This is a genomic window from Chloracidobacterium sp. (assembly GCA_016711345.1).
In the GTDB taxonomy this organism is placed as follows: domain Bacteria; phylum Acidobacteriota; class Blastocatellia; order Pyrinomonadales; family Pyrinomonadaceae; genus OLB17.
In genome coordinates, this window is sequence record JADJTD010000001.1 from 2971877 (window position 1) to 2996034 (window position 24158).

Consider the following 24158-nt stretch of genomic DNA (forward strand, 5'->3'; position numbering starts at 1 on the left):
CGATGACCTCTGACTTCCGACTTTTCGCTTAGGCTGCATTTCGACTCCCGACTCTCGACTCCTGACTCCTGACTTCTTGAGCTACATCATTGATGATGTCGTCGAGGCTTCGGGTTGGCTGGTAACCGATCAGGCGTTTGGCCTTTTCGAGCGAAGGAACACGCCGCTGCATGTCTTCAAAACCTTCGCCGTAAGCCTCGGCGTATGGAATATATGTGACCTTGCTGCTGCTTGAGGTGAGCGAAATCGCCTTTTGGGCAAGGTCGTTTATGCTCACCTCGGCGTCGCTTCCCATGTTGATCACCTGGCCGAAACATGCAGGGTTTTCCATCATTGCGGTAAGGCCTTCGACTACGTCGGAAATATGCCCAAAACATCGCGACTGCGTGCCATCGCCGTGAACCTCGATCGGAGCATTCTTTAACGCGGCCTCGACAAATCGCGGCACGACCATGCCGTATTGGCCGGTTTGACGCGGGCCGACCGTGTTAAATAGCCTTGCGACGATCACCGGCAAACGCGTTTCCTTATAATGAGCAAGTGCGAGAAATTCGTCGAGCGTTTTCGCACAGGCGTAAGCCCACCGGTGTTTATCAGTGGCTCCTGTCAGCAGGTCGTCGTCCTCAGAAAAGGGAACCGACACGCCTTTGCCGTAAACCTCCGAAGTGCTCGGTATCAGCACGCGTTTACGGTATTTTGAGCAGCCTGCCAAAACAATATCAGTGCCGCGAAATATCGTTTCGATAGTGCGCACAGGCTGTTCCATGATCAATCGAACACCTACAGCGCTTGCCATGTGATAGACGCGATCCGAATCTGACACTAGAGTATCCATCAAGTTCGCGTTGAGAACAGTGTCGATAAGGAGGCGAAATCTGTCGTGGCCTTCGAGATGTTCTACATTCGAATAGCGTCCCGTTGAAAGGTCGTCAATGATCGTGACCTCGTTGCCCTCGGCAAGCAGTTTGTCTGCGAGATGGCTTCCAATAAATCCGGCACCGCCGGTGATGAGAATCTTCATAACTTCTTATTTGGCATTGACGACAGAAGCGAAGTACGCAACGGTCTTCTTCAGTCCTTCAGCAAGCGGGATCGTAGGCGACCAGCCTAGTAAACTCTTTGCACGTTCGATATTCGGCTGGCGCTGCTTCGGATCGTCTTGGGGCAATGGCAAATATTTGATCTGAATTGGCTTGCCAATAGTTTTACCGACTTCTTCGGCGAGTTCGTTCATAGTGAATTCGCCCGGATTGCCAAGATTTACGGGCATGTGAATGTCGTCACCGGTTGCGTTCATCAGCCTGATAAAGCCGTCAACCAGATCGCTGACATAGCAGAAAGAACGCGTCTGTTCACCGCTGCCGTAGATCGTCAATTCCTCGCCGCGCAATGCCTGAACAATAAAATTTGATACGACACGGCCATCATTTTCGAGCATGCGTTCGCCGTAAGTGTTGAAAATACGGACGATGCGTGTATCAACTTGGCCTTGGCGATGATAATCCATCATCAGCGTTTCCGCGACCCGTTTGCCCTCGTCGTAACAGCTTCGCAAGCCGATCGGGTTTACATTGCCCCAATAACTCTCAGTTTGCGGATGCTCGACCGGATCGCCATAAACCTCGGATGTCGAAGCCTGCAGAATACGCGCCTCGACGCGTTTCGCGAGCCCGAGCATATTCAACGTGCCCATGACATTGGTTTTGACGGTCTTGATCGGATTGTATTGATAGTGGACGGGCGAAGCGGGACATGCGAGATTGTATATCTGATCGACCTCAAGCAGGATCGGCTCGGTAACATCATGTCGGACAAGCTCAAATGCCCTGTTATCGAACAAATGCGAAATGTTAGCCTTGCGCCCCGTAAAAAAATTATCGAGACAGATAACCTCATTGCCCTCATTTAGAAGGCGTTCGCACAGGTGCGATCCGATAAAACCGGCCCCGCCGGTGACTAGAGTACGCATAAAGTGTATTTTGCCACAGAGAGCACAAAGAACACAGAGAAGAGACTAAAAACCGAAACTTTCATACTGTTCTAATTGTCTTGGGCTTCGATTAACGCCTCGAGCACCTTCAGGCCCGCGGCATCTTTAGGACGACCAGCGGCACGCTTTGCAATTATTAATGCGGGTATAGATAAAACGTAGGTTGATTTGCCATCGAGATCGACACGAATTGACTGGTGAACAAGATCTTCGTAATTCCCGAGAGCCTTCACTTCTCCCAACAGATCCACGTCGCCCATTGAGGTCTCGAACGTAAAGTTTGTGCCTTGTTGAAGAGTCGTCCAGTCGAAGATGTACGGCAGATTCTCGGGAAAATTTCGCGGCCGAGGGTTCAGGGGGAGCAAAACGTCAGCAATTTTCTTCAGATTCTGATTTGTTCGGGAATAACAGATATCCAAATCTTCTGTCACGTAGCTACCGCCATGACTTCTGATAGCAACCCCACCGACAATTACAAAATCCACCTCGGCCTCGCTAAAACGTCGGGCCATTTCGAACAGATTGATCATGTCGTCTTAGCCTTAATGCCCGCCTTCGCTCGACGCATTGCTTCTTCAAACTTCAACATCGAATTTGCTGCATCATCATTTCGTTTAATCCTCTCCGCAGGCGTGTACCGCAAGTTTTCGGCAAGCTGCGTCAGGTCAATGCCAAAGTCGCGTGCTTCGGCGATCTTACTTCCGGGCATCGGATCGAGAAGTTTTTCTCTCGGAGTTCTTTTCATATCATTATTTTAAGGCAATTCCAGCGCCGCTGCACGTTTTTCTGCTTTTTCGGCGTCGTTTAGGCGACCGTATTCGTAGATGGCGTTTTCCCAGGTGCCGTACATCGCGTTTGGAAGCATTATGTAGTGCTTGCCGAATAGATCTTTGGCTTTATCAGTCTCGGCGAAGCGGTCAATGATGGATTTCTTTTCAAAAATGTCCGAATGATCATCAAGATTGTCTCCGATGAACATCACAATGCGATATTTCTGCAAAATGATCAGCCGTCGAGGCTCCTTTGTTGAGATCGGTTTGTTTTCCGAGTCTAGTTGTCGAAGCAATACATTTTCGGTCGAAACGTCATTTAGTCCGACGCTTTTTAGATTGTCGATAGTCGCTTGTTTCTGAGACTCTTCTCGATTTGAAACAAAAAACACTTTCACACCTTTTGAAGCAGCGTAATTGAGAAAATCGACCGCTCCGGGGATCGCCTTTGCCTTTCGCTTCATGACCCAAGAATCCCAATCTTTTGAATTAAATCCTATGTGATTCTTGATCTGATTTGCTTGGCCGGGCGAATTGTCCAGGACAGTTTCATCGATATCGATCATGATTGCACGCGGTTTTTTTCGATCTGCCTTGGGTAGTTTCTTGACGTTCTTTTTGTCAAAATCAGCGTCAAGCTGCCATCGAGCTAGGTTGTATGCCTGATATGTCAATGCTCGATACTCAGCCGCCTTTTGCATAAAAAGCGTTGCACCCGCCTGATACTCCGTGTTGTCAGGTGCCTTCGCGGAAGCCAAACCATCATCAGCGGTTGAGATCGTCACGAAATATGTAGCCGCAACCGTGCAAGCTAAAAGAGCAAGCGTGTAAATATTTCTTTGTAATTTCATCTTTTTCATTTGGAAGAGTAATTTGAAACGATTATAAATGATCGTGATTATCCCTTGACAGTAGGTATAAATTTTGCTATTATTATAGTTAGTCGAGAGGCTAACTATTATGAAAGCAGCAGTTAAACCCAAAATGAAGCGATATACGGTCAAAGATTTTCGTAATCAATTTCCGACCGATGATGCCTGTCTCGAATATCTCAAAGATTTGCTATATCCAGAGGGTATCACCTGTAAAAAGTGCGAGAAAATCACCAAGCACCATAAAGTAGCCTCACGCCGAAGCTATTCGTGTCAAATTTGCGGTCATCACGTTCACCCGACCGCCGGAACCATCTATCACAAATCAACAACGCCTTTGACCGATTGGTTTTATGCCGTCTTTCTTATGGCTTCAACACGGTGCGGCATATCAGCTAAACAGCTTGAACGTGAATTAGGCGTTACCTATAAAACCGCTTGGCGTATGTTTAAGCAAATTCGATCTATGCTTGACGAATCCGACGCCGACAAACTGACCGGAAAAGTTGAAGTTGACGAAACATACATAGGCGGTAAGCACATCGGCACAAATATCAGAGGTCGCAACACCAAAACCAAAGCCGTCGTTGCTGGAGCCGTAGAGCGTGACGGTGGCAAAGTCAAAACGAAAGTTATCCCAGAGGTAAGCGCTCCGACCTTACTTAATTTTGTCTGCAATTCTATCGAGACTCAATCGACCGTATTTACCGACGAATGGAAGTCCTACAACAAAGTCAAAGATCACGGCTACACCCACCACCGCATTTATCACGGTAAACGGGTTTATGTGCAAGGCGAAAATCATACAAATACCATTGAAGGCTTTTGGTCAATCCTCAAAGGTGGCATTAAAGGCGTTTACAGGCACACGAGCCGTCAGCATCTACAAAGCTATGTCAATGAATACGCGTTTCGTTACAACCGCCGAAACGACGAAACGCCTATGTTTCTTCAGTTTCTTGGTCAGGTTCGCAAATCCGTTGACTAGCCCTTTTTTAAGGCGTCCTGAAAATCCTCTTGCGAGAACATTTCTTCGTCGGCTTCCGAGATTTCTTGGACGGCCTGATTAGAAGTCTTTTTCACGTCTTCTTTTTGTTTTATTTTTACGGTGCGTTCACTGACCATAATTTCTCTCGTAATTCACTAAATTTCGCCTGCACGCTATCGCCTATAACTAACTGTTTAGATGCCACCTCTGGAAATTTATCACTACCTTTTATTGTAATTTGTAGTTTTGAGAAGTGAAAATTCAGGTCTGACGCATCTTTGTTTTGAGTAAATTCCTGCCACCCCTCTTCAATAAAGTCTCTTTCCCTAGGGTCTAATTCTTGGTATATCACTAGAACTGTATCCTCATTATTCTGTAATTGTTTTGGCGGTTTATCCACAAACTTTAGTCTTTTCAAGCCTTTACCTCTAAACATTATTTCACCGCCCAATTCTTTTTCAACGGCAATGTCGAAAACTGAATGGTTTACGATCTTCAAAGTAAAAGCAATATAATCTAAAACTCCGTGCTTACCGCTATCCGCAATCCACGCCTTTGTGGGCTGAATGGTAACAAACCATTCAGGAAATTGAGCGTGGGATGCCGCTAATTCATATAGCCATTTTTTGCTTTCATAATGCCCCTCTAATGTAGTGTAATTATCGCCCGCCCGAACCAGAGATTGCTTCAGCCCATCAATTTCTTTTTGTTGTTCCCGCAGGTCTTGCTTGTGGTTCTCTTTAAGCCGTTCAATTCTTGCGCTAAGCGTGTCAATTTCCGTTTTCCGCCCCTCATTTTCGGCATATACAGCTTGATAACGACCTCGCAATTCATCATCTGGCTCGGCGTCCGGTAAGATTGATAACCCTTTTCCTGAATCCCCATTTTCTGTGGCTTGACCGCTTCGCCACTGTTTCAACCAGATCAGGCCGTTCAAAAGCCACACGGTTGCACAAAGAGTAGAAACAGAAATAAGACTGACTGCCCAAAGCGGCAATTCTTTGACGTAGGCAGAATATCCGGTAAGTGTAGTCACTGCCACACCTCCTGCATACCAAAGTACCTGAAAGATAAAATTGCCGAGAACGCCCTGCGTGAGAGGCTTATTGGCAAGCGGATTTTGCATAAGAAAAGACCAAAAATGTTAATATAACATAAAATCATTCATTTACCTCCCTTGAGGGTATAAGCACGTAAATGATTTATGCCGGAAACGCCCAAGGAAAAACGGGACATTGAAAAAGAGAAGAATGTCGAACGTGAGAAAGACTCATGGAGAGAGGATCAGAAGAAGCATGAATATTATTACGACGACGCTCACGGGTATGAGGAATATGATCCAAACGAACCGGAAGTCGAGGATGATGAAGCGTAGAGTCTTGTCGAGCAGCTATCGTATCTACGCAGATTGATGCTTGACGATGAATGTTTGTAGGTAAGCGATCTTTTCCCCGTCAAATCGATAGATGTCGCAATATGAATATGTAGTTTCTACTTCATTTTCACGCATCGTCATATCGCCATAGCATGCGGCCGAGTCGCCTTCGGAGATGATCTTGTTAACGCCTATTTTCGGCGGTTCACATTCGCCCATCGAAGCCATAAATTCGCGAACCGCGTCTTTGCCTTTTTTGGCAGTGTCGCCGGCAATTGTCCATTCGATATCGTCGGTGCAATGATCGAGAAACGTCTCGGGCTTGTTTTCCTCAAAAGACTTATTTACATCTTCAATGATCTCTTTATTTCTGGTTGACATGGTATTTCTCCTTTTTTGCCAGTTTACCAATTACCCGAAATGCTGAGAAGACTGAAAATCTATTTTTTGGGCCGCTCGTTGGCTTTCAATACACGCTTGCGCAGGCGGATAGCTTTTGGTGTGACTTCGATCAGTTCGTCGTCGGCTATGAACTCGAGTGCGCGTTCGAGCGACATTTCACGTTGCGGGACGAGACGCATTGCTTCGTCAGCGCTGGTCGTTCTCATGTTGGAAAGCTTTTTCTCTTTGATCGGGTTTACGTCGAGGTCAACCGCACGTGCGTTTTCGCCGACGATCATTCCTTCATAGACTTTGACCTGCGGTTTTACAAATAGTACGCCGCGTTCTTGAAGATTATAAAGAGCGTATGTGTTTGTCTCGCCAACGCGGTCGGAAACAAGCGAGCCTGTTTGACGCGATTTCATCTCGCCCTGATATTTGTCGAATCGCAGGAAGAGCGTGTTAAGCAACCCTGTTCCCTTGGTTTCCGTCAAAAACTCGCCTCTAAAACCGATCAGCCCACGCGAAGGCACTTCAAACTCCAACCTGACGCGGCCTGAGCCGTTGTTGATCATTTTGGTCATTTGTCCTTTGCGGCGGCCCATGGCTTCGGTAACGACGCCGATGAATTCTTCGGGAACGTCGATGACGACAAGCTCGATCGGTTCGAGCAGTTCGTTGGTCGTCTCGTCTCGTTTTGTGATGACCTCAGGTTTTGAAACCTGGAGTTCGTAGCCTTCGCGACGCATCATTTCGATGAGAATAGCAAGCTGCAATTCGCCGCGTCCCGAAACCTTAAATTGTTCAGCGGCCTCGGTCTGTTCGACACGCAAAGCGACGTTGCCGAGAAGTTCGCGGTCGAGCCGCTCCTTGATCTGACGTGATGTGACAAATTTGCCGTCGATACCAGAGAACGGCGAAGTGTTCACGCCAAAGATCATCGCGATCGTCGGTTCGTCCACGTTTATGATCGGCAAAGCCTTTGGATTTTCGACGGATGTTATCGTTTCACCGATCTCGATATCGTCAAAACCCGCAAGGGCGACGATCTCGCCCGTGCCGGCGTCTGCGACGGTTGTTCGTTCAAGTCCCTCGAAAACGAAAAGCTCTTTAACACGAGTCTTTACGATTGAACCGTCACGTTTTGCGACCGCGACTTCCTGATTCTTTGCGATGGCGCCTGAGAAAATGCGGCCGATCGCCAGGCGTCCGACAAACGGGTTGTAATCGATATTCGCGACCAGCAATTGCAGCGAATCGTCACGCAATGCATGCGGTGCCGGTATCGACTCGATGATCTGATCAAATAGCGGGATCAGATTTTTTGATTCGTCCGCGAGCTGTTTTTTCGCGATGCCGTCGCGCGAGATCGAGTAAAGAACAGGGAATTCGATCTGCTGATCGTTTGCACCGAGATCGATAAAAAGGTCATAGATCTCGTCCAAAACTTCCTCTGGACGCGAATCCTGACGGTCTATCTTATTTACGAGTGCGATCGCCGGGAGCTTTAGTTCAAGCGCTTTTCTTAAAACGAAACGCGTCTGCGGCAGGCAGCCTTCGGCGGCGTCAACCAGCAGCACAATGCCATCCACCATCTTCAGTACGCGCTCGACCTCGCCGCCAAAATCGGCGTGGCCCGGTGTGTCCAAAATATTGATTTTGTAGTCGCCATAGCGAACCGATGTGTTTTTCGCCATGATCGTGATGCCGCGTTCGCGTTCGAGGTCCATCGAGTCCATGACGCGGTCAACAACCGCTTCGTTGTCGCGATGAGTACCCGATTGTGCCAGCATCGCATCGACAAGAGTAGTCTTGCCATGGTCAACGTGAGCGATAATAGCGATGTTTCGTATCTTTTCTGTAGTCAGCATAGTCGTAATTCCTTGCCCGAAGGCAAACGAGTATAATGACTTATTGACTGCGGAAAGGCAATGTGGCAGTTGGCGCTGCGTTTGCGGGCCCCTGATTTAAAGTAGGTTTCAATCGCGGGGAAAGAAAAATGACAATCAGATCGATCTTTATTATCGGCACATTTGGTCTCAGCCTGCTTCAATACGGATGTGGTAACCAGAACAGCGTGAATTCATCATCTTCTAATTACCAAAACATGGCTACTTCTTCGGCGGGCTTGATGACATCGCCAACGGGAATTATCGAGCAGAATTCAAATGTCAGAGGTGACGGGGCGCCTTTGGAAGAAGCCAAATCCAGCTGGAAACTTATGGAACGATGCAAACATACTCCAGTTGATAAGATAATAGCCAGACCCACACAGGGAGTCGCTCCTTTGACGGTTTCTTTTGACGGTAGTACCTCATACGACCCAGACAAAACAAAAATTGTTAGATGGCAATGGGGTATCAACGATGGCACAGACACATTAATTGATGGGAAGAAGGTTGAACATACATTTCAGAAGCCCGGCACGTACTCCATACTTCTTACCGTGACAAATCAAAATGGTGAGAAAAACAGCGATTGTGGACATAAAGAGTCTGTAAAAATAACAGTTTTAGAATTGTCAGACAATTCAAAAACAAAAAAGTAAATGGAGTTGTGAGTCAATATGAAAATTATTTTAATCGGTGCCAGCGGGACTATTGGGAAACGAATTTATGACCGTTTTGCCAAAAAGCATGAGGTTGTTCAGGCGAGTCGGAGCGGCGGTGACGTTTCGGTCGATATTACTGACGCGGCTTCGATACAGAAGATGTATGAGTCGGTAAAGGGTATCGACACCGTTATCTGTGTGGCAGGGCCGGCGAAGTTTGGTGCATTTAGCGAACTGACAGAAGAAGACTTTTACGTCGGCATTCGCGGCAAGATGATGGGACAGGTCAATCTGGTGCGGATCGGTCAGAAATATCTCAACGACGGAGGCTCGTTCACCCTGACGACGGGCATTTTAGCTGATGAGCCGGTTTTCGGCTCGGTTTCGCTGTCGCTGGTGAACGGCGCTGTGAACAGCTTTGCAAAAGCCGCCGCTCAGGAACTCCCGCGTGGAATGCGTATCAATGTTGTTTGCCCGACGGTCGTAGAAGACTCCGCCGAAGCCTACGCCGAGTTCTTTCCCGGCTTCGATCCCGTTTCAATGGACCGTGTCGTAAACGGCTACGTTCGTGCCGTCGAAACCAGAATGACAGGCGAGATAATTCGGATTTACTAAGAAGTTAATTGGCGAAAGCCCGCAGTTAAGTAAGGGCGGTAAATCCAACTTGCGTGTATCGCCTTACGTGTGGGTTTTTGCAATTTTGGGTTGGAAAGTTACGTCAAATCGAGAAAACCACGTCATATCGAGAAAGTTGGTATTCCAATTTGCAGCGAAATGCGCTAGGTTGAGTCGGGAAGATCTGGTTTTTGACGTCGGATCGCAGATTTTTGACAACTTGAAGCGAAAAAAAATGGTGGGACAGTGGGACACTTGATGAGACGACCTAATAAAATCAACAACTTAGCCTGTCCCACTCTGTTTGGGACAGTGGAACACTCTGGGGCGTCACGAGGTTATTTTGTTGTTTGCCGGATGGCTTCGTAAAGGACAATGCCCACGCTGGTCGCGAGATTGAGGCTGCGGACGTTATTGTTTGACATTGGGATCGTAAGACATCGTTCCCAATTTGCACGGAGAAGGTCTTCCGGCAATCCGCGCGTCTCGGGCCCGAATACGAGACAATCGTTATCGCGAAACTGCCATTCTGTGTACGGCAGATCGGATTTGGTCGTCAGGTAAACAAAACGCGATTCCGGTAAACTCGCATACAGTTCGTCCATATCGATGTGACGATGCAGTTTTACCTCGTTCCAATAGTCGAGGCCCGAGCGTTTGAGTTCGCGATTGTCCATACGAAAACCTGTGACGCCGACGATGTGGAGTTCGGTAAAGGTAGCCGCGCACAGCCGGGCGATGTTGCCGGTGTTCGGCGGTATCTCAGGTTCGTATAGTGCGATGTGAAACATAGACAATGCATAATGCACAATTCACAATGCAAAATGCAAAACCGCAATCGCCAAGTGCATCCTTTTCGACGTTATTTTCATCAATTTGTCAGGCATAATGTCCGGCATTTGTGAGAAGTCGTGCCGACTGTGTTAAAATCCGCTGTTGTCTCTTTCCCCTCAATTTATGGTGAAATTTGTCCGACGTTTTTCTAAGATCGTTCTACCGGTGCTATTGACGATTGTCTCGGTGTCTATGGTGTTTGCACAGGCTGGCAGCGATGCCAACCCAACTCCGGCAACGCCGCAGGCGACTCCATCGACCGCCAAAAATCCTCAAAAGCCAACAACCGCCGAACAAGTAGTCGAAACAGCGATTTTTCTATATTCTGGCGGCAGGGCAAATCTCGATCAGATTCGAAAGACGACAACCGAACGCGGACGTTCAACCATTACTTCGGCCGACGGCAGGTCAGTTCAAGCTTCTTATCGACGATTTGCAATTCGCGGCGAGTCTCTTGTCAAAGATCGCATTCGTCTCGATCAGGAATTGCCGACCGCCAAGTTTTCGCTTGTTTTTGCCGACGAAAAGACCGTTGGTGTTTTCAACAACACCGTCTTTACGCCTAGAGAAGATGCGGTGAAAGGATTTGAAGACCCGATCTTCCGCGGGCTCGATGCGTTTTTGAGATACAAGGCGAACGAATCCAAACTAGAGCTTCGGCCAAACGAAAAACTTTACGGCGTCGATTATTACGTCGTCGATATTACAGATAAACAGGAACGAAAGACTCGCTTTTATGTGAGTGCAAAAACCTTTAGGATAATGATGCTCACCTACGAAGATTCGGGAGTCAGATATCGTCGCAAATTCTACGATTACAGGTACGCTCAGGGATCTCTCGTTCCATTCCGCACGGTTCTGTGGGCCGACGAAAAGCAGATCGAAGAAACCGAGACCGGCACGATCACCTATGGCCAAAAGGTTGACGAAGGCCTATTTAAAGTAAATTGATCGACAAGCAATTAGTTTCATTGCTGCCCCGCAGACGAAAGTCTGACTGCCCCTGCGATCGCCGAAACGGGAACTCCTTCATTGAGCATTATCTGTTCCCAAGTTAAAGCTGATACAGAACCCGCGTTTCCTACTGCTGTGAAGCGAAGCTTCAAAAGGGTTCCATTGTCATCGAGCGGCAAAGGGCCATACATAACAACTCTCAATAGCCCCGGTTCTATAACATTAGTAACCGACAAAAGCCCTCGGCTCGCGGTTTCTGTCAGATCAACCGGATCTGTCATAGGTTGTATCACCGAGGGATCGTATCTTAAATCGAATTCGTAGGAAATAATTCCTTTGTTTTTGGCCCCACGTACCTTTATCGGCACAATGACGTCTTTGCCGGTCACCGCCGTGAGTTCCGGAGCAGAAACTTCAATGCTTCCTGATGATCCGAAAGTTTTGAAGGTCGGCCTCAGTCCGGCGTCTGTCCAATTTCCAGAGACTTCTCCCAACAAGAGTGCTGAATAGTCTTGGGTAACGCTTTTTGTGACGGACGGGTTTGAGTAGCTTGCCGGGCTGAATATCCATGCACCGGTGTTTCCTGTCGGAGAGCCAAGTGATGCGACGTAACGAGCGATCAATGCAGCGTCGAAAGATGATACGCCGCCGGTTCCGCTTACCTCCGCGACAGTTAACTGGGCGCTTGTAAGAGTTATGTTTCCAGTCACGTACTGTGAGATTCTGGCCGCGTCGAATGAGCTTAAGGAGCCATTTTCACCACCCGATTTACTTGGAGTGATAATGTATGGCCCTCCTCCAAATCCTGTTAGCGAATAGGTGCCAAGAACTCCTGTCGAATCGGATAAATTAGGCGAGCCAACTGCGTTGACCGAGACGCCGGAGACATAACGGGGCGGAGACGGCGATCCGATTGAGTTGCCGTAGGTTACGGAACCGCTGATAACAGCAAGCGGTGTCGGTGTGAACGTTTCGGTTGCAGTCGCGGTAGGTGTAAACGTTTCCGTGGCGGTAGCAGTCGGAGTAAACGTTTCCGTAGCCGTCGCAGTAGGAGTAAACGTATTTGTTGCGGTCGCGGTGGGAGTAAAGGTGTTCGTTGCTGTTGCTGTAGGCGTAAACGAATTTGTCGCGGTTGCGGTCGCTGTCGCTGTGTTTGTTGGTGTAAACGTCGGTGTTGCCGTGTTAGTTGGTGTCGATGTGGAAGTAGGGGTAGCGCCTGCAGAGCACGTCGGGAACTTGAACGAACCTACTCGCAGTCTCCAGCCGGCCGAACTGGTAGTGGGTACATATTGGTTAACGTACCAGAATGTGCAATCGTCAGTTGAATCAACATTAATCGACGTATAATCTCCCCATCGATTGCTTCCGGTTTGAGAACCAGTTCCGGCAACTATAGAGGCCTCGCCCTGCGGCATAGTTCCCAGTGGATCACCGGCTAAACGCCCTGTGTAACGAACGCTTGGAAAAACGGTCGCATTGGCAGCGCTGTAGCCCAGGGCCATATTTCCGCTGGCGTCCATGGCGATCGATCCCATCCATCGATGAATACCGTCGGTGGTGCCGGGTGCATATGTGCCTTGCTGAAAGATCGACGGTGTGCCGCCTGAAAGGCGAATCTCATACCAACGAATGCCGGACATTGTCGTTGAGGCCTCGACCGATTGGTTGGTTACGAGGGATTCGTGTGTGCCAAAGTTGCGGTATGCCAAGCGGTGCGATGGACGTTGGCGATAGCCGAGATGATCGATCTTAGTTGTAGTGCTTGGCTGCGGTATGCATGCACGTGCTGATGGTGTGCAAAAAACCGGCATTGTGTCTATGGCCGAAACTGGAAGAACGTTCGTAAGCGTGAATGTCGAGCTGGCAGGCACTGCAAAATTTGCTGCAAACTTCCACACATTCAATGCATCACTTGGAGCACTGTAAGGCCCGCCATTGTCCATGCTGCCGACAAAATAGTTTGGCGAGTTGGCGGGCGGTAGTGTAGAACCATCCAGATCGCTTGGTAAGAGGCCGTCGCCGACGTTATAGGCCGCACCGCCCGGCGCTGCCAAAAACGAGATCACTTGGGCGGCAGGATTACCTGCGACTAGTTGTGCGCGATTGACGGCATAAGCGCCTACGCCCGCAAACGGCCCGGCGCTGGAAAATTCACGTGTGCTGATATACAGAGCGTCATGCCACATTCCATACTTAGGGTAATCTGGAAAGTTTGTGCCGGTTGAGAAAGCGTATCGATAATAACTACCCGTCGGGTCACCGGTTGTTGAGATCGCGACACAGTTAAAATACGTTGGCCCGGCTGCCGTAAATTGTGTCAATATCCAACGGTCGTCCAGTTGATCGTAGATCACCACAGGATCGCCGGCGTTTTCCGTTTGACAGGCTCCGCCAAATCCGGACCAAAGAGTGTTGATATTTGACGGACCCAAAACGGAAGTGCCTGATTTATTAAACATCCGGTACTGCGAGTTGGACATGGCGACGTAATGATTCGGGCCTACGTCGCCAACCGGATCGGGCGGCGAACATCCGGTGCATCCTAAAACTGCATCAAAACTAATGATCGGGGTCGGCATTACAAGAGGGGCAAACGGCGAAACTACAGATTGAACAGCTTTATCAATATCCTGAGGGCCTAGCGGTCCGTTGAATTTGGGTCGACGCTCTTCGAATTTGTCTCTGTCAGGGTTGTCCGGTGTAGTTGTGTTTTGCATAGAACGCAGCGGAGGCGAAATATCAAAACGAACTGGCGTCGAAACTCCTCGATATGTTCCGCGGACGATTTCCTGCGGTAGCGTGGGATTAGATTTGTTTTGCGCAGATGAAAATTGCCCCTCGATAAGTACGGCAAACAACATTAACACAACGATTCCAATCGAATTATAGAATTTCTTCATCTTATATTCCTGTACCTTTTTATACCCGATCAATGGGAGGTTTAGTATTTATACCACAGATGTCGAAACACGCACGTATTATCTTGCGGTGTTGGCCCAGTTTCCAGAAACCTCGCCCATAAGATACGCAACGTAATCCTCGCCCGACAACACTCCTGTGATGTTCGGGTAGTTTCTGTTTGCCGGGACAAATATCCAGTTTCCGGTCGATCCCGACCCGGCAACTGCCGCTGTATAACGAGCGATCTGTGCCGCATCGAATGACGATATTGAACCGTTTCCACTGACATCGGCTGCAATCAGTTGATTGGCGTTCAAGACGATGATCCCGGCAACGTGCTGTGCGATCCTTCCGGCGTCAAACGAAGTTATTGAGCCGTTAACGCCGCCAGTTTTTGACGGTGTGACAATATATGAGCCGCTTCCGAATCCGCTCAACGAGTAATTGCCGTTAGGAAAGACGGTTGTGGTTGATACGTTAGCAGAACCAACTCCGTTGATGAGAACATTTGAAACAAATGGCGGCGGCGGGCCTGTGATCGCATTACCGTAAGTAATGGTTCCAGAGATCATCGCTGATGGAGTTGCGGTCGGCGTGTTTGTTGGGGTGTTTGAAGGAGTAGGCGTCGAACAAACTCCGCCAGCGATCAGCGATACATTATCGACAGTGAAGTTTGAGGCGCCTGTTGTCGTCCCCGTGTATGTGAACAGGATCGCGTGAGAAGCACCATCGGCGAACGAGCTTACATCAAATGTCCGCAGTGTGTATGACGTTTCCGCTGAAGCGGGTTCAGTAAAGGTCGTGAGCGTCGTGCCGTCGATATTCACGGTTAGCGTGTCGGTGAACGGCGTGATCACCTTGCCGATCCGTAGTCGGAATGTGAGTGTTGCGGGAGCTCCTGACGGAATAATCACAGATTGCCCGACGGTTGCCGTCTCGGCAGCCGCGATTCCGCCAAACCATATCCAATTGTCTCCGGCAAACGGAGAGGCAGTTCCGCTGTCTGTTCCACAGATCGCAGTGTTGCAGATCGGAGTGCCGAAAATCGTAGAAGTTTGCACGGTCCACGCTGTCCACGGATTTCCGGCCTCAAATGTGCCGTCAACAATATGATCCGACGGAGTACATGTCGGCGTTCCGGTAGCGGTTGGTGTGCTTGTAGGTGTCGCGCTTGGCGAAGCACAGCCTGCACCGCTGGCGAGCAGCGTTACGTCATCAATGACATAGCTGCCAGTTCCGTTAGACGGGCCGATGTACTCGAATTGAATGTTATGCAAACCTCCGTCCGCAAAGGCAGACAAATCGACAATTCGTTCAGTGTAACCGGTCTCTGCTATCGAGGGTTCAGTGTAACTTTGGACGGTGACGTTATCGATCTTTATATTAAGGACGTCGGTAAACGGTGAGGTAACCGTTCCGATCCTCATCCAAAAATGGAGTGATGCCGTTCCTGTTGGGATCGTAACGTTCTGGCCGAGTTTTGCAGTTTCTGGCAAAGGAATGCCGCCGAACCACGCCCAAGTCAATCCGCTTCTAGGAGGAGCCGCACCGCTGCCCGTTCCACAGGTTGCTTCCGTACACAACGGCGTACCAAAATTTGTCGAGGTTTGTGGATCGATCCAGAGCGCACTTGGAACACCGCCGGCCTCGAATCCGCCGTCAAGGATAATGTTCAGAGGTGTGCATGTCGGCGTCGCTGCGGCGAAATTCTCTGTGTCTGAAGCCCGCGCAACAATCGTCTGGCTCAATATGAACATAGCCAACATAAGACAAGCTGCAATTGTGATCGAAGAAAAAAGCGTTCTCATTTTCGCCGCCGTAAGGCTGTAACTTGACAGTCTAGACTGTGATTAGATAGCATTGCAATTCGCTCTGTTATCAAAAGGGCGATGTTTTTTTGAAAATTTGTGGGGCACGCGTGCGAAATAGTTTTTGTTTAGTCGGTTTTTTGGGCATGTACGTCAATTGGTAGACAGCCTCCCTTACAAGGAGGAAGTTGGGGGTTCGAGTCCCTCCGTGCCCACCATTATCTAGTCGCGAGTCGCGAGTCTTGAGTCTTAAGTATGAAATTCCTGCTTAAGACTTATCACTCCAGACTTACGACTCGTAAGTGCGGAGTCGTAGTTCAGTTGGTTAGAACGCCAGCCTGTCACGTTGGAGGTCGCGGGTTCGAGTCCCGTCGGCTCCGCCATTTTTAGTATATAAAAGACGCAAGTAAAAAAAGAGATCAGAACTTTCAGTTCGGTCTCTTTTTTTGCGTTCTTAGGTGTCTTCTTGGCAATTTATCTCCTGATAAAGACTGAATCCAAAGCTAACTCTTAAGCGAAAGCAATTGTATAGTGAATCTTCGGTTTGTTTTCATTACTACTTACTAGTTGATGATCGAAAGAAACATGCCGTGTAATTGCTATTTGAATTAAATAGAACTTTGGGAGACTGAAAATGAAATTATTACTAACTTTTGCAATGGCCGCATCAATGGCGGTTATGAGCGCTTGCGGCGGGATGACGGCTAATAACACCGCGGCACCTGCCAACACCGCACCGAAAATGGCTTCGGCAAATACTAATACAAACACCGCACCGGCACCCGCCGAAGGCCCGATGGTAGGCGGAGCTGCGATGTTAAAAACGAAAGACATTATCGACAATGCCTCGAATTCAAAAGACCACACAACACTTGTTGCAGCGGTAAAGGCTGCCGGATTGGTTGATACTCTGAAAGGAGCAGGGCCATTCACAGTTTTTGCTCCTGTAAATGCCGCGTTCGACAAATTGCCGAAAGGAACCGTCGATACGCTTCTCAAACCTGAAAGCAAGAAAGCGCTGACGGGAATCCTGACCTACCACGTTGTTCCGGGCAAGATGGACGTTGCCGCAATAATCAAAGGGATCGAGGAAGGTAAGGGCAAGTTTACGATGAAAACGGTCGCTGGCGGAACGTTAACAGCCACCATGGAAGGCAAGGATGTGACCATCGCCGACGAGAAAGGTGGCAAATCAAAGGTCACAATTGCCGATGTTATGCAGTCAAACGGTGTGATTCACGTTGTTGATAGTGTTTTAATGCCTAAGTAGTTCACCTGCTTCCCTGGCATTAAATTAAAGACGCGGTTACTCTCCTGTCACCGCGTCATTTTTTGTAAAATAGTGTAAAAGCACAAAATAAAAGAGACCGGATCAAATGTTCCGGTCTCTTTTTTAGCTCTCTATGACTTTGTATGTTTACCCGTTTCTTAATTCCGTCAACACCTGTTTGGCGACGGCTTTGAGCGTATCGAAAACGCCGGTACCGTTTGTCGCAACTGCTTCGAATATCGGTTCGTTCTTGCGGCAAAGCTCGTGAGAAAGCTCTTCTATCGGTGTTACATTTGGCAGATCGCGCTTGTTCAGCTGTAGGACATAGGGAATCTCTTTTAGATCGTAGCCCTGTGTTTGCAGGTTATCCTCGAGGTTATATAGTGCCTCGATGTTTGCGTCCATACGCTCGTCTTGGCTATCGGCAACAAATACGACGCCGTCCACACCCTTAAGAATTAGTTTTCGCGATGCATCGTAATAGACCTGGCCCGGAACCGTGTAAAGATGAAAACGTGTCTTGAAACCGCGAACCGTTCCCAATTCGAGCGGCATGAAATCAAAGAATAGCGTTCTATCTGTTTCGGTAGCCAGACTGATAAGTTTGCCCTTCGCCTGCGGCGCAGTCGAATCATAGATGTATTGCAGATTTGTTGTCTTGCCACCGAGTCCCGGCCCGTAATAGACGATCTTGCAATTGATCTCTCTTGATGCGTAATTGATAAAAGTCATGATTGGTCGATTGTCGAAAATTAGTTTGAGCTAATTAGCTAAAAAGGCTGTCGATGTCTTCGTCCGTGATCTCGGAGAAGAACGAATTTTGGTTTAAATGATAGGCGGCCGAATCCCTTGTAGCTTCGTCGAGAATGGCGGCTATGTCGTAGCTGCATCTTTTTGTGCGAATTTTGACGAGCCCTAATGTCGAGCGTTCGTCAAAAACGGTGACGAGCAGGCTGCGGCCAATGATGTTGATAAAGATACTTTCGCGCTCACCTTCGTGAAAGACTGACGGAAAAGCGTCTTCACCGATGAGCTGGCCCATGCTGTGCGTGGCCGCGACATTTCCCGCCGCAAGCGAGGAAAAGCTCGTCGTATCCATACCGTTAATATCGCCGTGAAAAGCGATCGGCTGACCGTCTCGGTCGATCAAAAATACTACGCGAGCGGCGCACTCGACACAAAGTCGGGCCAGGACGCTCTTGAGTCTTTGAAACTGATGTTCTTGTAGAATAAAAGGCGAATTTGCCATTATGGTGGTTGCTAGTGACTAGCTTAGGGGGCAAGTATGACTGAGTGAATTGTTAAGTCAAAGCGGCTGAATAGCCTGTGGGCGGCGTTCCGCTCATTTAAATCTAACACAACGAAGCAGACGGCTACAAGAGATTTTTTTAAAGCTCGATTAAATGCAGCGGAGCTCATAATATTTATTGTCCGCCAACTTTCAAAAATGCTAGAATTTTACTTATCGGCGGCGCTCGCCGATATTTACCCTGTGCTACCTAATAACTCTTACCTTGCCGAAATTCCGAGTTCAGCCTCGCCTCGATGAAACATCATCTTTTTTCCGACAAGCCCGCTGGGTTGAATTGCGTCGCCATTGGCGGCGGAACCGGGCTGTCGATGCTGCTTTCCGGATTAAAACGTTTTGTGAACGCAGGCGATATTGAGCCAGTCTGGCTGGAAAATCTTTCGGCGATCGTTGCCGTTACGGACGACGGCGGAAGTTCCGGGCGGCTTCGAGACGAACTTCAAATGCTGCCGCCTGGCGACATACGCAATTGCATGGTCGCACTGTCTGAGGATTCCTATCTGCTCTCACAGCTTTTCAGGCATCGCTTTAGCGGTGACGGAGATCTGGGCGGACACAATTTTGGCAATTTATTCCTCGCGGCACTGACTGAGATAACCGGTGATTTTGGTGAGGCCGTTAAACTCTCTTCGGAGATCCTTGCGAGCAAGGGCCATATTTACCCGGCAACTGTTGCCGATGTGACACTGGCGGCCGAGTTAGATGACGGTTCAATCGTTAGAGGCGAGACAAAGATCTCTCAACTAGGCGGCAATATGAAACGGCTCTTTCTCGATCCCGAAGATTGTCTGCCGATGCCAGAGGCACTTTCCGCAATTCACAACGCAAATGTTATAACGATCGGACCCGGTTCGCTTTTCACAAGCCTTTTGCCTCCGATCCTGGTCGAAGGTGTGGCCGAAGCGATCGCAGCGTCGCGTGCGATCAAAATATTTGTTTGCAATCTGATGACTCAACCGGGCGAAACGGACGGTTTCAGTGCTCGACACCATCTCGAACTCGTTCGTCAATACGCTCCTGCGATCGATTTTGATTACGTGATAGTCAACGATCATCCTATCAGCGATTTGCAGACTCAAAAATACTCCGGCGAAGGAGCTGAGCAGATCGGCGTTCACGGATCGATCTCACCCGCGACGATTGAGGGAGCCGAGATCGTTTATGGTAATCTGTTGGACGACGGTGACAAGGTAAGGCATAACGCCGCAAAGCTCGCTGATGTCCTGTTATTATGTGCTCTGCAGCCACGAGAAAAGGCCTCGGTCGGCAATTAGAACTCTTTAAATTTTACACGTGAAATCTGAACTCGACATTCTAATAATGGCAGCCGGCCTTGGCACACGGATGAAGTCCAACCTTGCCAAGGTGCTGCACAAACTCGACGGACGATCGCTTATTAATCATGTTTGCGAAGCCGCTTTATCGCTCAACCCGCAAAAGATCTACGTCGTCGTTGGACACCAGTCTGAGGACGTCAAGGACGCGGTTTTGAGTGAAAATGATGCAAATTTGTTCGGTTTTGCATTGCAAAAACAACAGAATGGCACCGGCGATGCTGTTAATGCGGCACGCGAAATTTTGGAAAATACCGATTCGACACTGTTGGTCCTTTCTGGTGACGTTCCGATGATTCGTTCGGAAACGCTCGATGCTCTCGTGAAAAAACACAACGAACATCTTGGCCGAGGCGCCGCTTGTACGGTGCTGACCGTCAGGCTAAAAGACCCAAGCGGCTATGGCCGCGTATTGCGTGACGAAAACGGAGCATTTGAAAAGATCGTCGAGCAAAAGGACGCAAACGACGAAGAAAAACTGATCGATGAGATCAATTCCGGTATCTACTGTTTTGATACGAAAAAATTGTTTGCGGCTTTGTCGCAGGTTAAGAATGATAATGCTCAAGGTGAATATTATTTGACCGACGTGCCGAGCATCTTGCGAGAGCAAGATGATGATGTTGCGATCTTTCTATGCGACGATCCGCATGAGATCGAGGGCGTCAACGACCGCCGCCAACTTGCGGCAATGGAAGAGACAATTCGCCGCCGTACTGTCGAAAAACTGATGATAGAGACTGGCGTAACATTTGTCGATCCGAAAGCTGCATACATAAGCCGCCGTGCAAAGATCGGCCGTGACACAGTAATTTATCCAAACGTAACTGTCGAAGGCGACAGCGTCATCGGCGAAGGTTGCGTTGTTCGGCAGGGAACACGGATCGTAAATTCGAGTATCGGAAACGGCGTCGAGATACGCGATAATTGCTTTATTACCGATTCGACCGTCGGCGACAAATGCACGGTCGGTCCGATGGCGCATCTTCGAGGCCACGCAGTTATGATTGAAGGTTCGAAGGTCGGTAATTTTGTCGAACTAAAGAAAACCAAGCTCGGAAAAGGCTCCAAAGCCAGCCATCTGACCTATCTCGGGGACGCAACCATCGGCGAAAACACAAACATCGGTGCCGGAACGATAACCTGCAATTACGACGGCAAAAATAAGCATGAAACCCACATTGGAAATAACGTAAAGATCGGTTCAGATACAATGCTTGTTGCTCCGATCAAAATAGGTGACGGTGCTGTAACCGGTGCCGGAAGCGTGGTGAAAAAAGACGTTGAGGCCAACAAAGTAGTAGCTGGCGTTCCGGCTAAAGAGCTGAACAAAAGTAAGGAATAGAGAAGAGAATAGTCGTTTGAATTAGACTTATGTGTGGAATTGTAGGATACGTTGGAAATAAACAAGTTGTGCCGTTGATCATCGAAGGCTTAAGGAAGCTCGAGTATCGTGGTTACGATTCGGCGGGGATTGCGGTGGTTGACGGTGACCATCATATGGAACTGCGGCGTGCCGAGGGTAAGCTGCGGAACCTCGAAGAAGCAATTCGCCTGAGCCCGCTCGACGGCAATTACGGCATCGGCCATACGCGATGGGCGACGCACGGGCGTCCGACTGAGGAAAACGCGCATCCTCATCGCGATCAGTCGGGCAAGGTCGTTGTTGTTCACAACGGCATCATCGAAAATTACCTCACGCTGAAAGAGAGGCTGCAGGCGATCGGGCACGAGTTTCATACCGAAACCGACACCGAGGTCGTCGCTCATCTGATCGGCCATTACATAGATACAGAAAGTTTGTCGCTTGAGCTTGCCGTTCGAAAAACGGTGAAAGAGTTAAAAGGAATCTTCGCTCTCTCGATCATCTCTTCGGACGAGCCGGATATGATCGTCTCCGTTCGCGAAGGCCCGCCGGTCGTGATCGGTTTGGGCGACGGCGAGTTTTTTGTTGCGTCGGATATTCCGCCGATATTAGCACATACACGCGATGTATTTTTTCTCGGCGACAGGGAAATTGCTGTGCTTACAAAAGAGTCTGTTCGCGTCACGGATTTCGACGGCAATGTGGTTGAGCCCCAGACACAGCGGATCACTTGGGACCCTATTCAGGCTGAGAAAGGCGGCTTCAAACATTTTATGCTGAAGGAGATATACGAGCAGCCGCGTGCAGTGCGCGACACCTCGCAAGGGCGTGTTTCTCTTGATAACGGAAAAGTTTATCTCGATCCGATGGACATCTCGGACGACGACCTACAGGGCATTACATCAATCAAGATTGCCGCCTGCGGCACTTCGTGGCACGCCGCTCTCGCCGGAAAGTACATGCTCGAACAGCTTGCACGCGTTCCGGTCGAGGTGGATTATGCGTCGGAATTTCGCTATCGCGATCCGGTTTTGAGCGAGAATGATCTGATAATCGTAATTTCGCAATCTGGCGAAACCGCCGATACAATTGCGGCTATGCGTGAGGCAAAATTGTCCGGTTGTAAAATCCTTGCGATCTGTAATGTTCAGGGTTCGATGATCACACGCGAGGCAGATGGAACCATATTGACGCACGCAGGGCCTGAGATCGGGGTGGCATCGACCAAAGCGTTTACTTGTCAGATGGTCGCTTTGTATTTGTTCTCCTTGTATCTGGGACAACTACGCGGCAAGATCGACGAGACGCAAGCCAAAAAACTCGCACAAGACCTCGCCGAACTTCCGCTAAAGATCGAGCAATTGTTGAACAATGCGGATTCGATCGAGGAACTTTCAAAAGAGTTTTTCCGTTCGCAGGATTTTCTTTATCTCGGCAGAGGTATCAATTTTCCTGTCGCCCTCGAAGGCGCCTTAAAATTAAAAGAGATCAGCTACATCCACGCTGAAGGTTATCCCGCTGGCGAAATGAAACACGGCCCGAATGCACTGATCGATGAAAAATTGCCGGTTGTGATCGTCAACACACGTGAAAAAAATAATGCGGCAAGCGAATTGCGTTACGAAAAAACGCACTCGAATATCGTCGAGGTCAAATCCCGCGACGGCATCATTTTGACGGTTTTGACTGAAGGCGACACGATGAGCTGCAAAGTGTCCGACCACGTAATCGAGATCCCCGAAACATCCGATTTACTGGGTCCGATACTCTCGATAGTGCCATTGCAGTTGCTCTCGTATCACATCGCCGTTCGAAGAGGATGCGATGTCGATCAGCCGAGAAACCTGGCAAAATCTGTGACGGTGGAATAGTAATGAAAGCAATTGTCGTCCGCGAATTTGGTGAACCAGAGGTAATGAAGATCGAAGAGCTTCCGACGCCCGCGTCGTCTGGCTCCCAAGTTCTGGTTCAGATCAAAGCTGCGGGTGTTAATCCTGTTGATGCTTATCTCCGCACCGGAATTCATGCCCACGCTCCAAATCTGCCTTACACGCCGGGTAAAGATGCCGCCGGCATTGTCGAATCTGTCGGCGAGGCTGTAACCAAGTTCAAAGCGGGCGATAGAGTTTATATCGCCGACTCATTGACAGGAACGTATGCTGAATATGCGTTGTGCGAAGAAAAGCAGCTCGGAACTTTGCCTGGCAACGTCAGCTTTGAACAGGGAGCGGGCGTCTGGACGCCGTATGCGACCAGCTATCGTGCTTTATTTCAAAGAGCCGATGCAAAGGCGGGCGAGACCGTTCTCATTCACGGAGCATCCGGCGGCGTTGGTATCGCCGCAATTCAGTGGGCAAAAAACGCAGGCCTGACAGTCATAGGAACAGCTAGTTCTGAAGATGGCAAAAAACTCGCGGCCGAACAAGGAGCAGATCACGTCTTCGATCACACCGACGACTCGCATCTCGCGGCTGTAAAAGAGATCACAGACGGCAAAGGCGTCGAAGTCATTATCGAAATGCTCGCTAATGTTAACTTGCAGAAAGATTTTGATGCGCTCGCAATGTTTGGCCGTATTGTCGTGATAGGGAATCGCGGAAGCCTCGACTTTAATCCGCGCGTGATCATGGGCAAGGACGCAACCGTTTACGGAATGTCGCTTTTCAATTCTTTGCAGCCCGACCGTGATAAGATACACGCTGCAATATTCGATGGACTTAAATCCGGAGTTCTAAATCCTATCATCCGCAAAACACTTCCGCTTGCCGATGCACCATTGGCCCATCACGAAGTAATGGAAAACAAGGCTTTGGGCAAGATCGTCCTTGTGCCTTAAACCG

At 49.0% G+C, this 24158-nt stretch carries 24 protein-coding genes and 2 tRNA genes; 12 read left to right on the plus strand and 14 right to left on the minus strand.

Annotated features, from left to right (window positions below):
• Positions 1–28: 28 nt before the first annotated feature.
• From IPL32_12270 to IPL32_12290, 5 genes are all read right to left on the minus strand, one after another.
• Entirely contained in the window at positions 29–1021 is a 993-nt protein-coding gene (locus IPL32_12270) for a GDP-mannose 4,6-dehydratase (GenBank protein ID MBK8466598.1), read from the minus strand.
• A gap of 6 nt (positions 1022–1027) precedes the next feature.
• Positions 1028–1969: an SDR family oxidoreductase gene (locus IPL32_12275; protein MBK8466599.1), complete on the minus strand. Its 942-nt coding sequence runs from the start codon at positions 1967–1969 to the stop codon at positions 1028–1030.
• A 71-nt stretch (positions 1970–2040) separates the two neighbouring features.
• The gene (locus IPL32_12280) at positions 2041–2520 is read right to left on the minus strand and encodes a hypothetical protein (protein ID MBK8466600.1); all 480 of its coding nucleotides are present in this window, start codon (positions 2518–2520) and stop codon (positions 2041–2043) included.
• On the minus strand, positions 2517–2735 hold the full coding sequence (locus IPL32_12285) for a hypothetical protein (GenBank protein ID MBK8466601.1): 219 nt from the start codon (positions 2733–2735) through the stop codon (positions 2517–2519). The genes IPL32_12280 and IPL32_12285 overlap by 4 nt, the downstream gene beginning before the upstream one ends.
• A gap of 9 nt (positions 2736–2744) precedes the next feature.
• On the minus strand, positions 2745–3611 hold the full coding sequence (locus IPL32_12290) for a 5'-nucleotidase, lipoprotein e(P4) family (GenBank protein MBK8466602.1): 867 nt from the start codon (positions 3609–3611) through the stop codon (positions 2745–2747).
• A gap of 109 nt (positions 3612–3720) precedes the next feature.
• On the opposite strand from IPL32_12290, the gene IPL32_12295 reads away from it, so the two are divergent.
• Positions 3721–4620, plus strand: coding sequence for an IS1595 family transposase (locus IPL32_12295; GenBank protein ID MBK8466603.1), 900 nt, complete (start codon positions 3721–3723; stop codon positions 4618–4620).
• Here the strand turns inward: IPL32_12295 and IPL32_12300 are convergent.
• Both IPL32_12300 and IPL32_12305 read right to left on the minus strand, forming a co-directional pair.
• A complete protein-coding gene (locus IPL32_12300; protein ID MBK8466604.1) occupies positions 4617–4757 on the minus strand; it encodes a hypothetical protein in 141 nt (46 codons plus the stop codon). The genes IPL32_12295 and IPL32_12300 overlap by 4 nt on opposite strands.
• The gene (locus IPL32_12305; protein ID MBK8466605.1) at positions 4736–5746 is read right to left on the minus strand and encodes a hypothetical protein; all 1011 of its coding nucleotides are present in this window, start codon (positions 5744–5746) and stop codon (positions 4736–4738) included. The genes IPL32_12300 and IPL32_12305 overlap by 22 nt, the downstream gene beginning before the upstream one ends.
• Positions 5747–5824: 78 nt before the next feature.
• Here IPL32_12305 and IPL32_12310 point away from each other — a divergent pair, with 78 nt between their 5' ends.
• Positions 5825–5995 (plus strand): hypothetical protein, encoded by a 171-nt coding sequence (locus IPL32_12310; GenBank protein ID MBK8466606.1) that lies wholly within the window; start codon positions 5825–5827, stop codon positions 5993–5995.
• Positions 5996–6019: 24 nt separating this feature from the next.
• Here IPL32_12310 and IPL32_12315 read toward each other — a convergent pair whose 3' ends face one another.
• Both IPL32_12315 and typA read right to left on the minus strand, forming a co-directional pair.
• Complete coding sequence (locus tag IPL32_12315; protein MBK8466607.1) at positions 6020–6376, minus strand: nuclear transport factor 2 family protein; 357 nt, start codon at positions 6374–6376, stop codon at positions 6020–6022.
• Positions 6377–6435: 59 nt separating this feature from the next.
• Positions 6436–8247 carry a translational GTPase TypA gene (gene typA, locus IPL32_12320; protein MBK8466608.1) on the minus strand — a complete coding sequence of 604 codons (1812 nt, stop codon included), beginning with the start codon at positions 8245–8247 and terminating at the stop codon, positions 6436–6438.
• A gap of 128 nt (positions 8248–8375) precedes the next feature.
• Here typA and IPL32_12325 point away from each other — a divergent pair, with 128 nt between their 5' ends.
• The gene (locus IPL32_12325; protein ID MBK8466609.1) at positions 8376–8924 is read left to right on the plus strand and encodes a PKD domain-containing protein; all 549 of its coding nucleotides are present in this window, start codon (positions 8376–8378) and stop codon (positions 8922–8924) included.
• Between the two features lie 18 nt (positions 8925–8942).
• Positions 8943–9542, plus strand: coding sequence for a short chain dehydrogenase (locus IPL32_12330; protein ID MBK8466610.1), 600 nt, complete (start codon positions 8943–8945; stop codon positions 9540–9542).
• A gap of 338 nt (positions 9543–9880) precedes the next feature.
• Here the strand turns inward: IPL32_12330 and IPL32_12335 are convergent, their stop codons facing one another.
• A complete protein-coding gene (locus tag IPL32_12335) occupies positions 9881–10333 on the minus strand; it encodes a tRNA (cytidine(34)-2'-O)-methyltransferase (GenBank protein ID MBK8466611.1) in 453 nt (150 codons plus the stop codon).
• A gap of 166 nt (positions 10334–10499) precedes the next feature.
• Between IPL32_12335 and IPL32_12340 the strand changes: the two genes are divergently transcribed.
• A complete protein-coding gene (locus IPL32_12340; protein ID MBK8466612.1) occupies positions 10500–11327 on the plus strand; it encodes a hypothetical protein in 828 nt (275 codons plus the stop codon).
• A gap of 17 nt (positions 11328–11344) precedes the next feature.
• On the opposite strand, the gene IPL32_12345 is transcribed toward IPL32_12340, so the two are convergent.
• Both IPL32_12345 and IPL32_12350 read right to left on the minus strand, forming a co-directional pair.
• On the minus strand, positions 11345–14230 hold the full coding sequence (locus IPL32_12345; protein MBK8466613.1) for a hypothetical protein: 2886 nt from the start codon (positions 14228–14230) through the stop codon (positions 11345–11347).
• Between the two features lie 78 nt (positions 14231–14308).
• Positions 14309–16039, minus strand: a complete 1731-nt coding sequence (locus IPL32_12350) for a dockerin type I repeat-containing protein (protein ID MBK8466614.1) — start codon at positions 16037–16039, stop codon at positions 14309–14311.
• Positions 16040–16181: 142 nt separating this feature from the next.
• Here IPL32_12350 and IPL32_12355 point away from each other — a divergent pair.
• From IPL32_12355 to IPL32_12365, 3 genes are all read left to right on the plus strand, one after another.
• Positions 16182–16257 (plus strand) — tRNA-Val (locus IPL32_12355).
• Positions 16258–16345: 88 nt separating this feature from the next.
• Positions 16346–16422 (plus strand) — tRNA-Asp (locus IPL32_12360).
• A gap of 251 nt (positions 16423–16673) precedes the next feature.
• Positions 16674–17309, plus strand: a complete 636-nt coding sequence (locus tag IPL32_12365) for a fasciclin domain-containing protein (protein MBK8466615.1) — start codon at positions 16674–16676, stop codon at positions 17307–17309.
• 147 nt (positions 17310–17456) lie between these two features.
• Here the strand turns inward: IPL32_12365 and IPL32_12370 are convergent, their stop codons facing one another.
• Complete coding sequence (locus tag IPL32_12370; GenBank protein MBK8466616.1) at positions 17457–18041, minus strand: GTPase domain-containing protein; 585 nt, start codon at positions 18039–18041, stop codon at positions 17457–17459.
• 34 nt (positions 18042–18075) lie between these two features.
• Positions 18076–18558: a roadblock/LC7 domain-containing protein gene (locus IPL32_12375; protein ID MBK8466617.1), complete on the minus strand. Its 483-nt coding sequence runs from the start codon at positions 18556–18558 to the stop codon at positions 18076–18078.
• Between the two features lie 296 nt (positions 18559–18854).
• Between IPL32_12375 and yvcK the strand changes: the two genes are divergently transcribed.
• Genes yvcK through IPL32_12395 form a run of 4 tightly spaced genes read left to right on the plus strand, consistent with a single transcriptional unit; the run spans position 18855 to position 24154 of the window.
• The gene (gene yvcK, locus IPL32_12380; GenBank protein ID MBK8466618.1) at positions 18855–19892 is read left to right on the plus strand and encodes a uridine diphosphate-N-acetylglucosamine-binding protein YvcK; all 1038 of its coding nucleotides are present in this window, start codon (positions 18855–18857) and stop codon (positions 19890–19892) included.
• Between the two features lie 46 nt (positions 19893–19938).
• Positions 19939–21297, plus strand: coding sequence for a bifunctional UDP-N-acetylglucosamine diphosphorylase/glucosamine-1-phosphate N-acetyltransferase GlmU (glmU, locus tag IPL32_12385; protein ID MBK8466619.1), 1359 nt, complete (start codon positions 19939–19941; stop codon positions 21295–21297).
• Between the two features lie 29 nt (positions 21298–21326).
• Positions 21327–23189, plus strand: a complete 1863-nt coding sequence (glmS, locus tag IPL32_12390; GenBank protein ID MBK8466620.1) for a glutamine--fructose-6-phosphate transaminase (isomerizing) — start codon at positions 21327–21329, stop codon at positions 23187–23189.
• Positions 23190–23191: 2 nt separating this feature from the next.
• Complete coding sequence (locus IPL32_12395; protein ID MBK8466621.1) at positions 23192–24154, plus strand: NADPH:quinone reductase; 963 nt, start codon at positions 23192–23194, stop codon at positions 24152–24154.
• Positions 24155–24158 lie beyond the last annotated feature (4 nt).

What these genes read in the sequence shown, in the direction of transcription:
- IPL32_12345 (MBK8466613.1), bottom strand. Translation starts at nt 14,230, where the DNA reads ATGAAGAAATTCTATAATTCGATTGGAATCGTTGTGTTAATGTTGTTT.
- IPL32_12290 (MBK8466602.1), bottom strand. Translation starts at nt 3,611, where the DNA reads ATGAAATTACAAAGAAATATTTACACGCTTGCTCTTTTAGCTTGCACG.
- typA (MBK8466608.1), bottom strand. Translation starts at nt 8,247, where the DNA reads ATGCTGACTACAGAAAAGATACGAAACATCGCTATTATCGCTCACGTT.
- IPL32_12300 (MBK8466604.1), bottom strand. Translation starts at nt 4,757, where the DNA reads ATGGTCAGTGAACGCACCGTAAAAATAAAACAAAAAGAAGACGTGAAA.
- IPL32_12305 (MBK8466605.1), bottom strand. Translation starts at nt 5,746, where the DNA reads ATGCAAAATCCGCTTGCCAATAAGCCTCTCACGCAGGGCGTTCTCGGC.
- IPL32_12395 (MBK8466621.1), top strand. Translation starts at nt 23,192, where the DNA reads ATGAAAGCAATTGTCGTCCGCGAATTTGGTGAACCAGAGGTAATGAAG.
- IPL32_12340 (MBK8466612.1), top strand. Translation starts at nt 10,500, where the DNA reads ATGGTGAAATTTGTCCGACGTTTTTCTAAGATCGTTCTACCGGTGCTA.
- IPL32_12280 (MBK8466600.1), bottom strand. Translation starts at nt 2,520, where the DNA reads ATGATCAATCTGTTCGAAATGGCCCGACGTTTTAGCGAGGCCGAGGTG.
- glmS (MBK8466620.1), top strand. Translation starts at nt 21,327, where the DNA reads ATGTGTGGAATTGTAGGATACGTTGGAAATAAACAAGTTGTGCCGTTG.
- IPL32_12315 (MBK8466607.1), bottom strand. Translation starts at nt 6,376, where the DNA reads ATGTCAACCAGAAATAAAGAGATCATTGAAGATGTAAATAAGTCTTTT.
- IPL32_12335 (MBK8466611.1), bottom strand. Translation starts at nt 10,333, where the DNA reads ATGTTTCACATCGCACTATACGAACCTGAGATACCGCCGAACACCGGC.
- yvcK (MBK8466618.1), top strand. Translation starts at nt 18,855, where the DNA reads ATGAAACATCATCTTTTTTCCGACAAGCCCGCTGGGTTGAATTGCGTC.
- IPL32_12325 (MBK8466609.1), top strand. Translation starts at nt 8,376, where the DNA reads ATGACAATCAGATCGATCTTTATTATCGGCACATTTGGTCTCAGCCTG.
- IPL32_12295 (MBK8466603.1), top strand. Translation starts at nt 3,721, where the DNA reads ATGAAAGCAGCAGTTAAACCCAAAATGAAGCGATATACGGTCAAAGAT.
- IPL32_12365 (MBK8466615.1), top strand. Translation starts at nt 16,674, where the DNA reads ATGAAATTATTACTAACTTTTGCAATGGCCGCATCAATGGCGGTTATG.
- IPL32_12270 (MBK8466598.1), bottom strand. Translation starts at nt 1,021, where the DNA reads ATGAAGATTCTCATCACCGGCGGTGCCGGATTTATTGGAAGCCATCTC.
- IPL32_12310 (MBK8466606.1), top strand. Translation starts at nt 5,825, where the DNA reads ATGCCGGAAACGCCCAAGGAAAAACGGGACATTGAAAAAGAGAAGAAT.
- IPL32_12285 (MBK8466601.1), bottom strand. Translation starts at nt 2,735, where the DNA reads ATGAAAAGAACTCCGAGAGAAAAACTTCTCGATCCGATGCCCGGAAGT.
- glmU (MBK8466619.1), top strand. Translation starts at nt 19,939, where the DNA reads ATGGCAGCCGGCCTTGGCACACGGATGAAGTCCAACCTTGCCAAGGTG.
- IPL32_12375 (MBK8466617.1), bottom strand. Translation starts at nt 18,558, where the DNA reads ATGGCAAATTCGCCTTTTATTCTACAAGAACATCAGTTTCAAAGACTC.
- IPL32_12330 (MBK8466610.1), top strand. Translation starts at nt 8,943, where the DNA reads ATGAAAATTATTTTAATCGGTGCCAGCGGGACTATTGGGAAACGAATT.
- IPL32_12370 (MBK8466616.1), bottom strand. Translation starts at nt 18,041, where the DNA reads ATGACTTTTATCAATTACGCATCAAGAGAGATCAATTGCAAGATCGTC.
- IPL32_12350 (MBK8466614.1), bottom strand. Translation starts at nt 16,039, where the DNA reads ATGAGAACGCTTTTTTCTTCGATCACAATTGCAGCTTGTCTTATGTTG.
- IPL32_12275 (MBK8466599.1), bottom strand. Translation starts at nt 1,969, where the DNA reads ATGCGTACTCTAGTCACCGGCGGGGCCGGTTTTATCGGATCGCACCTG.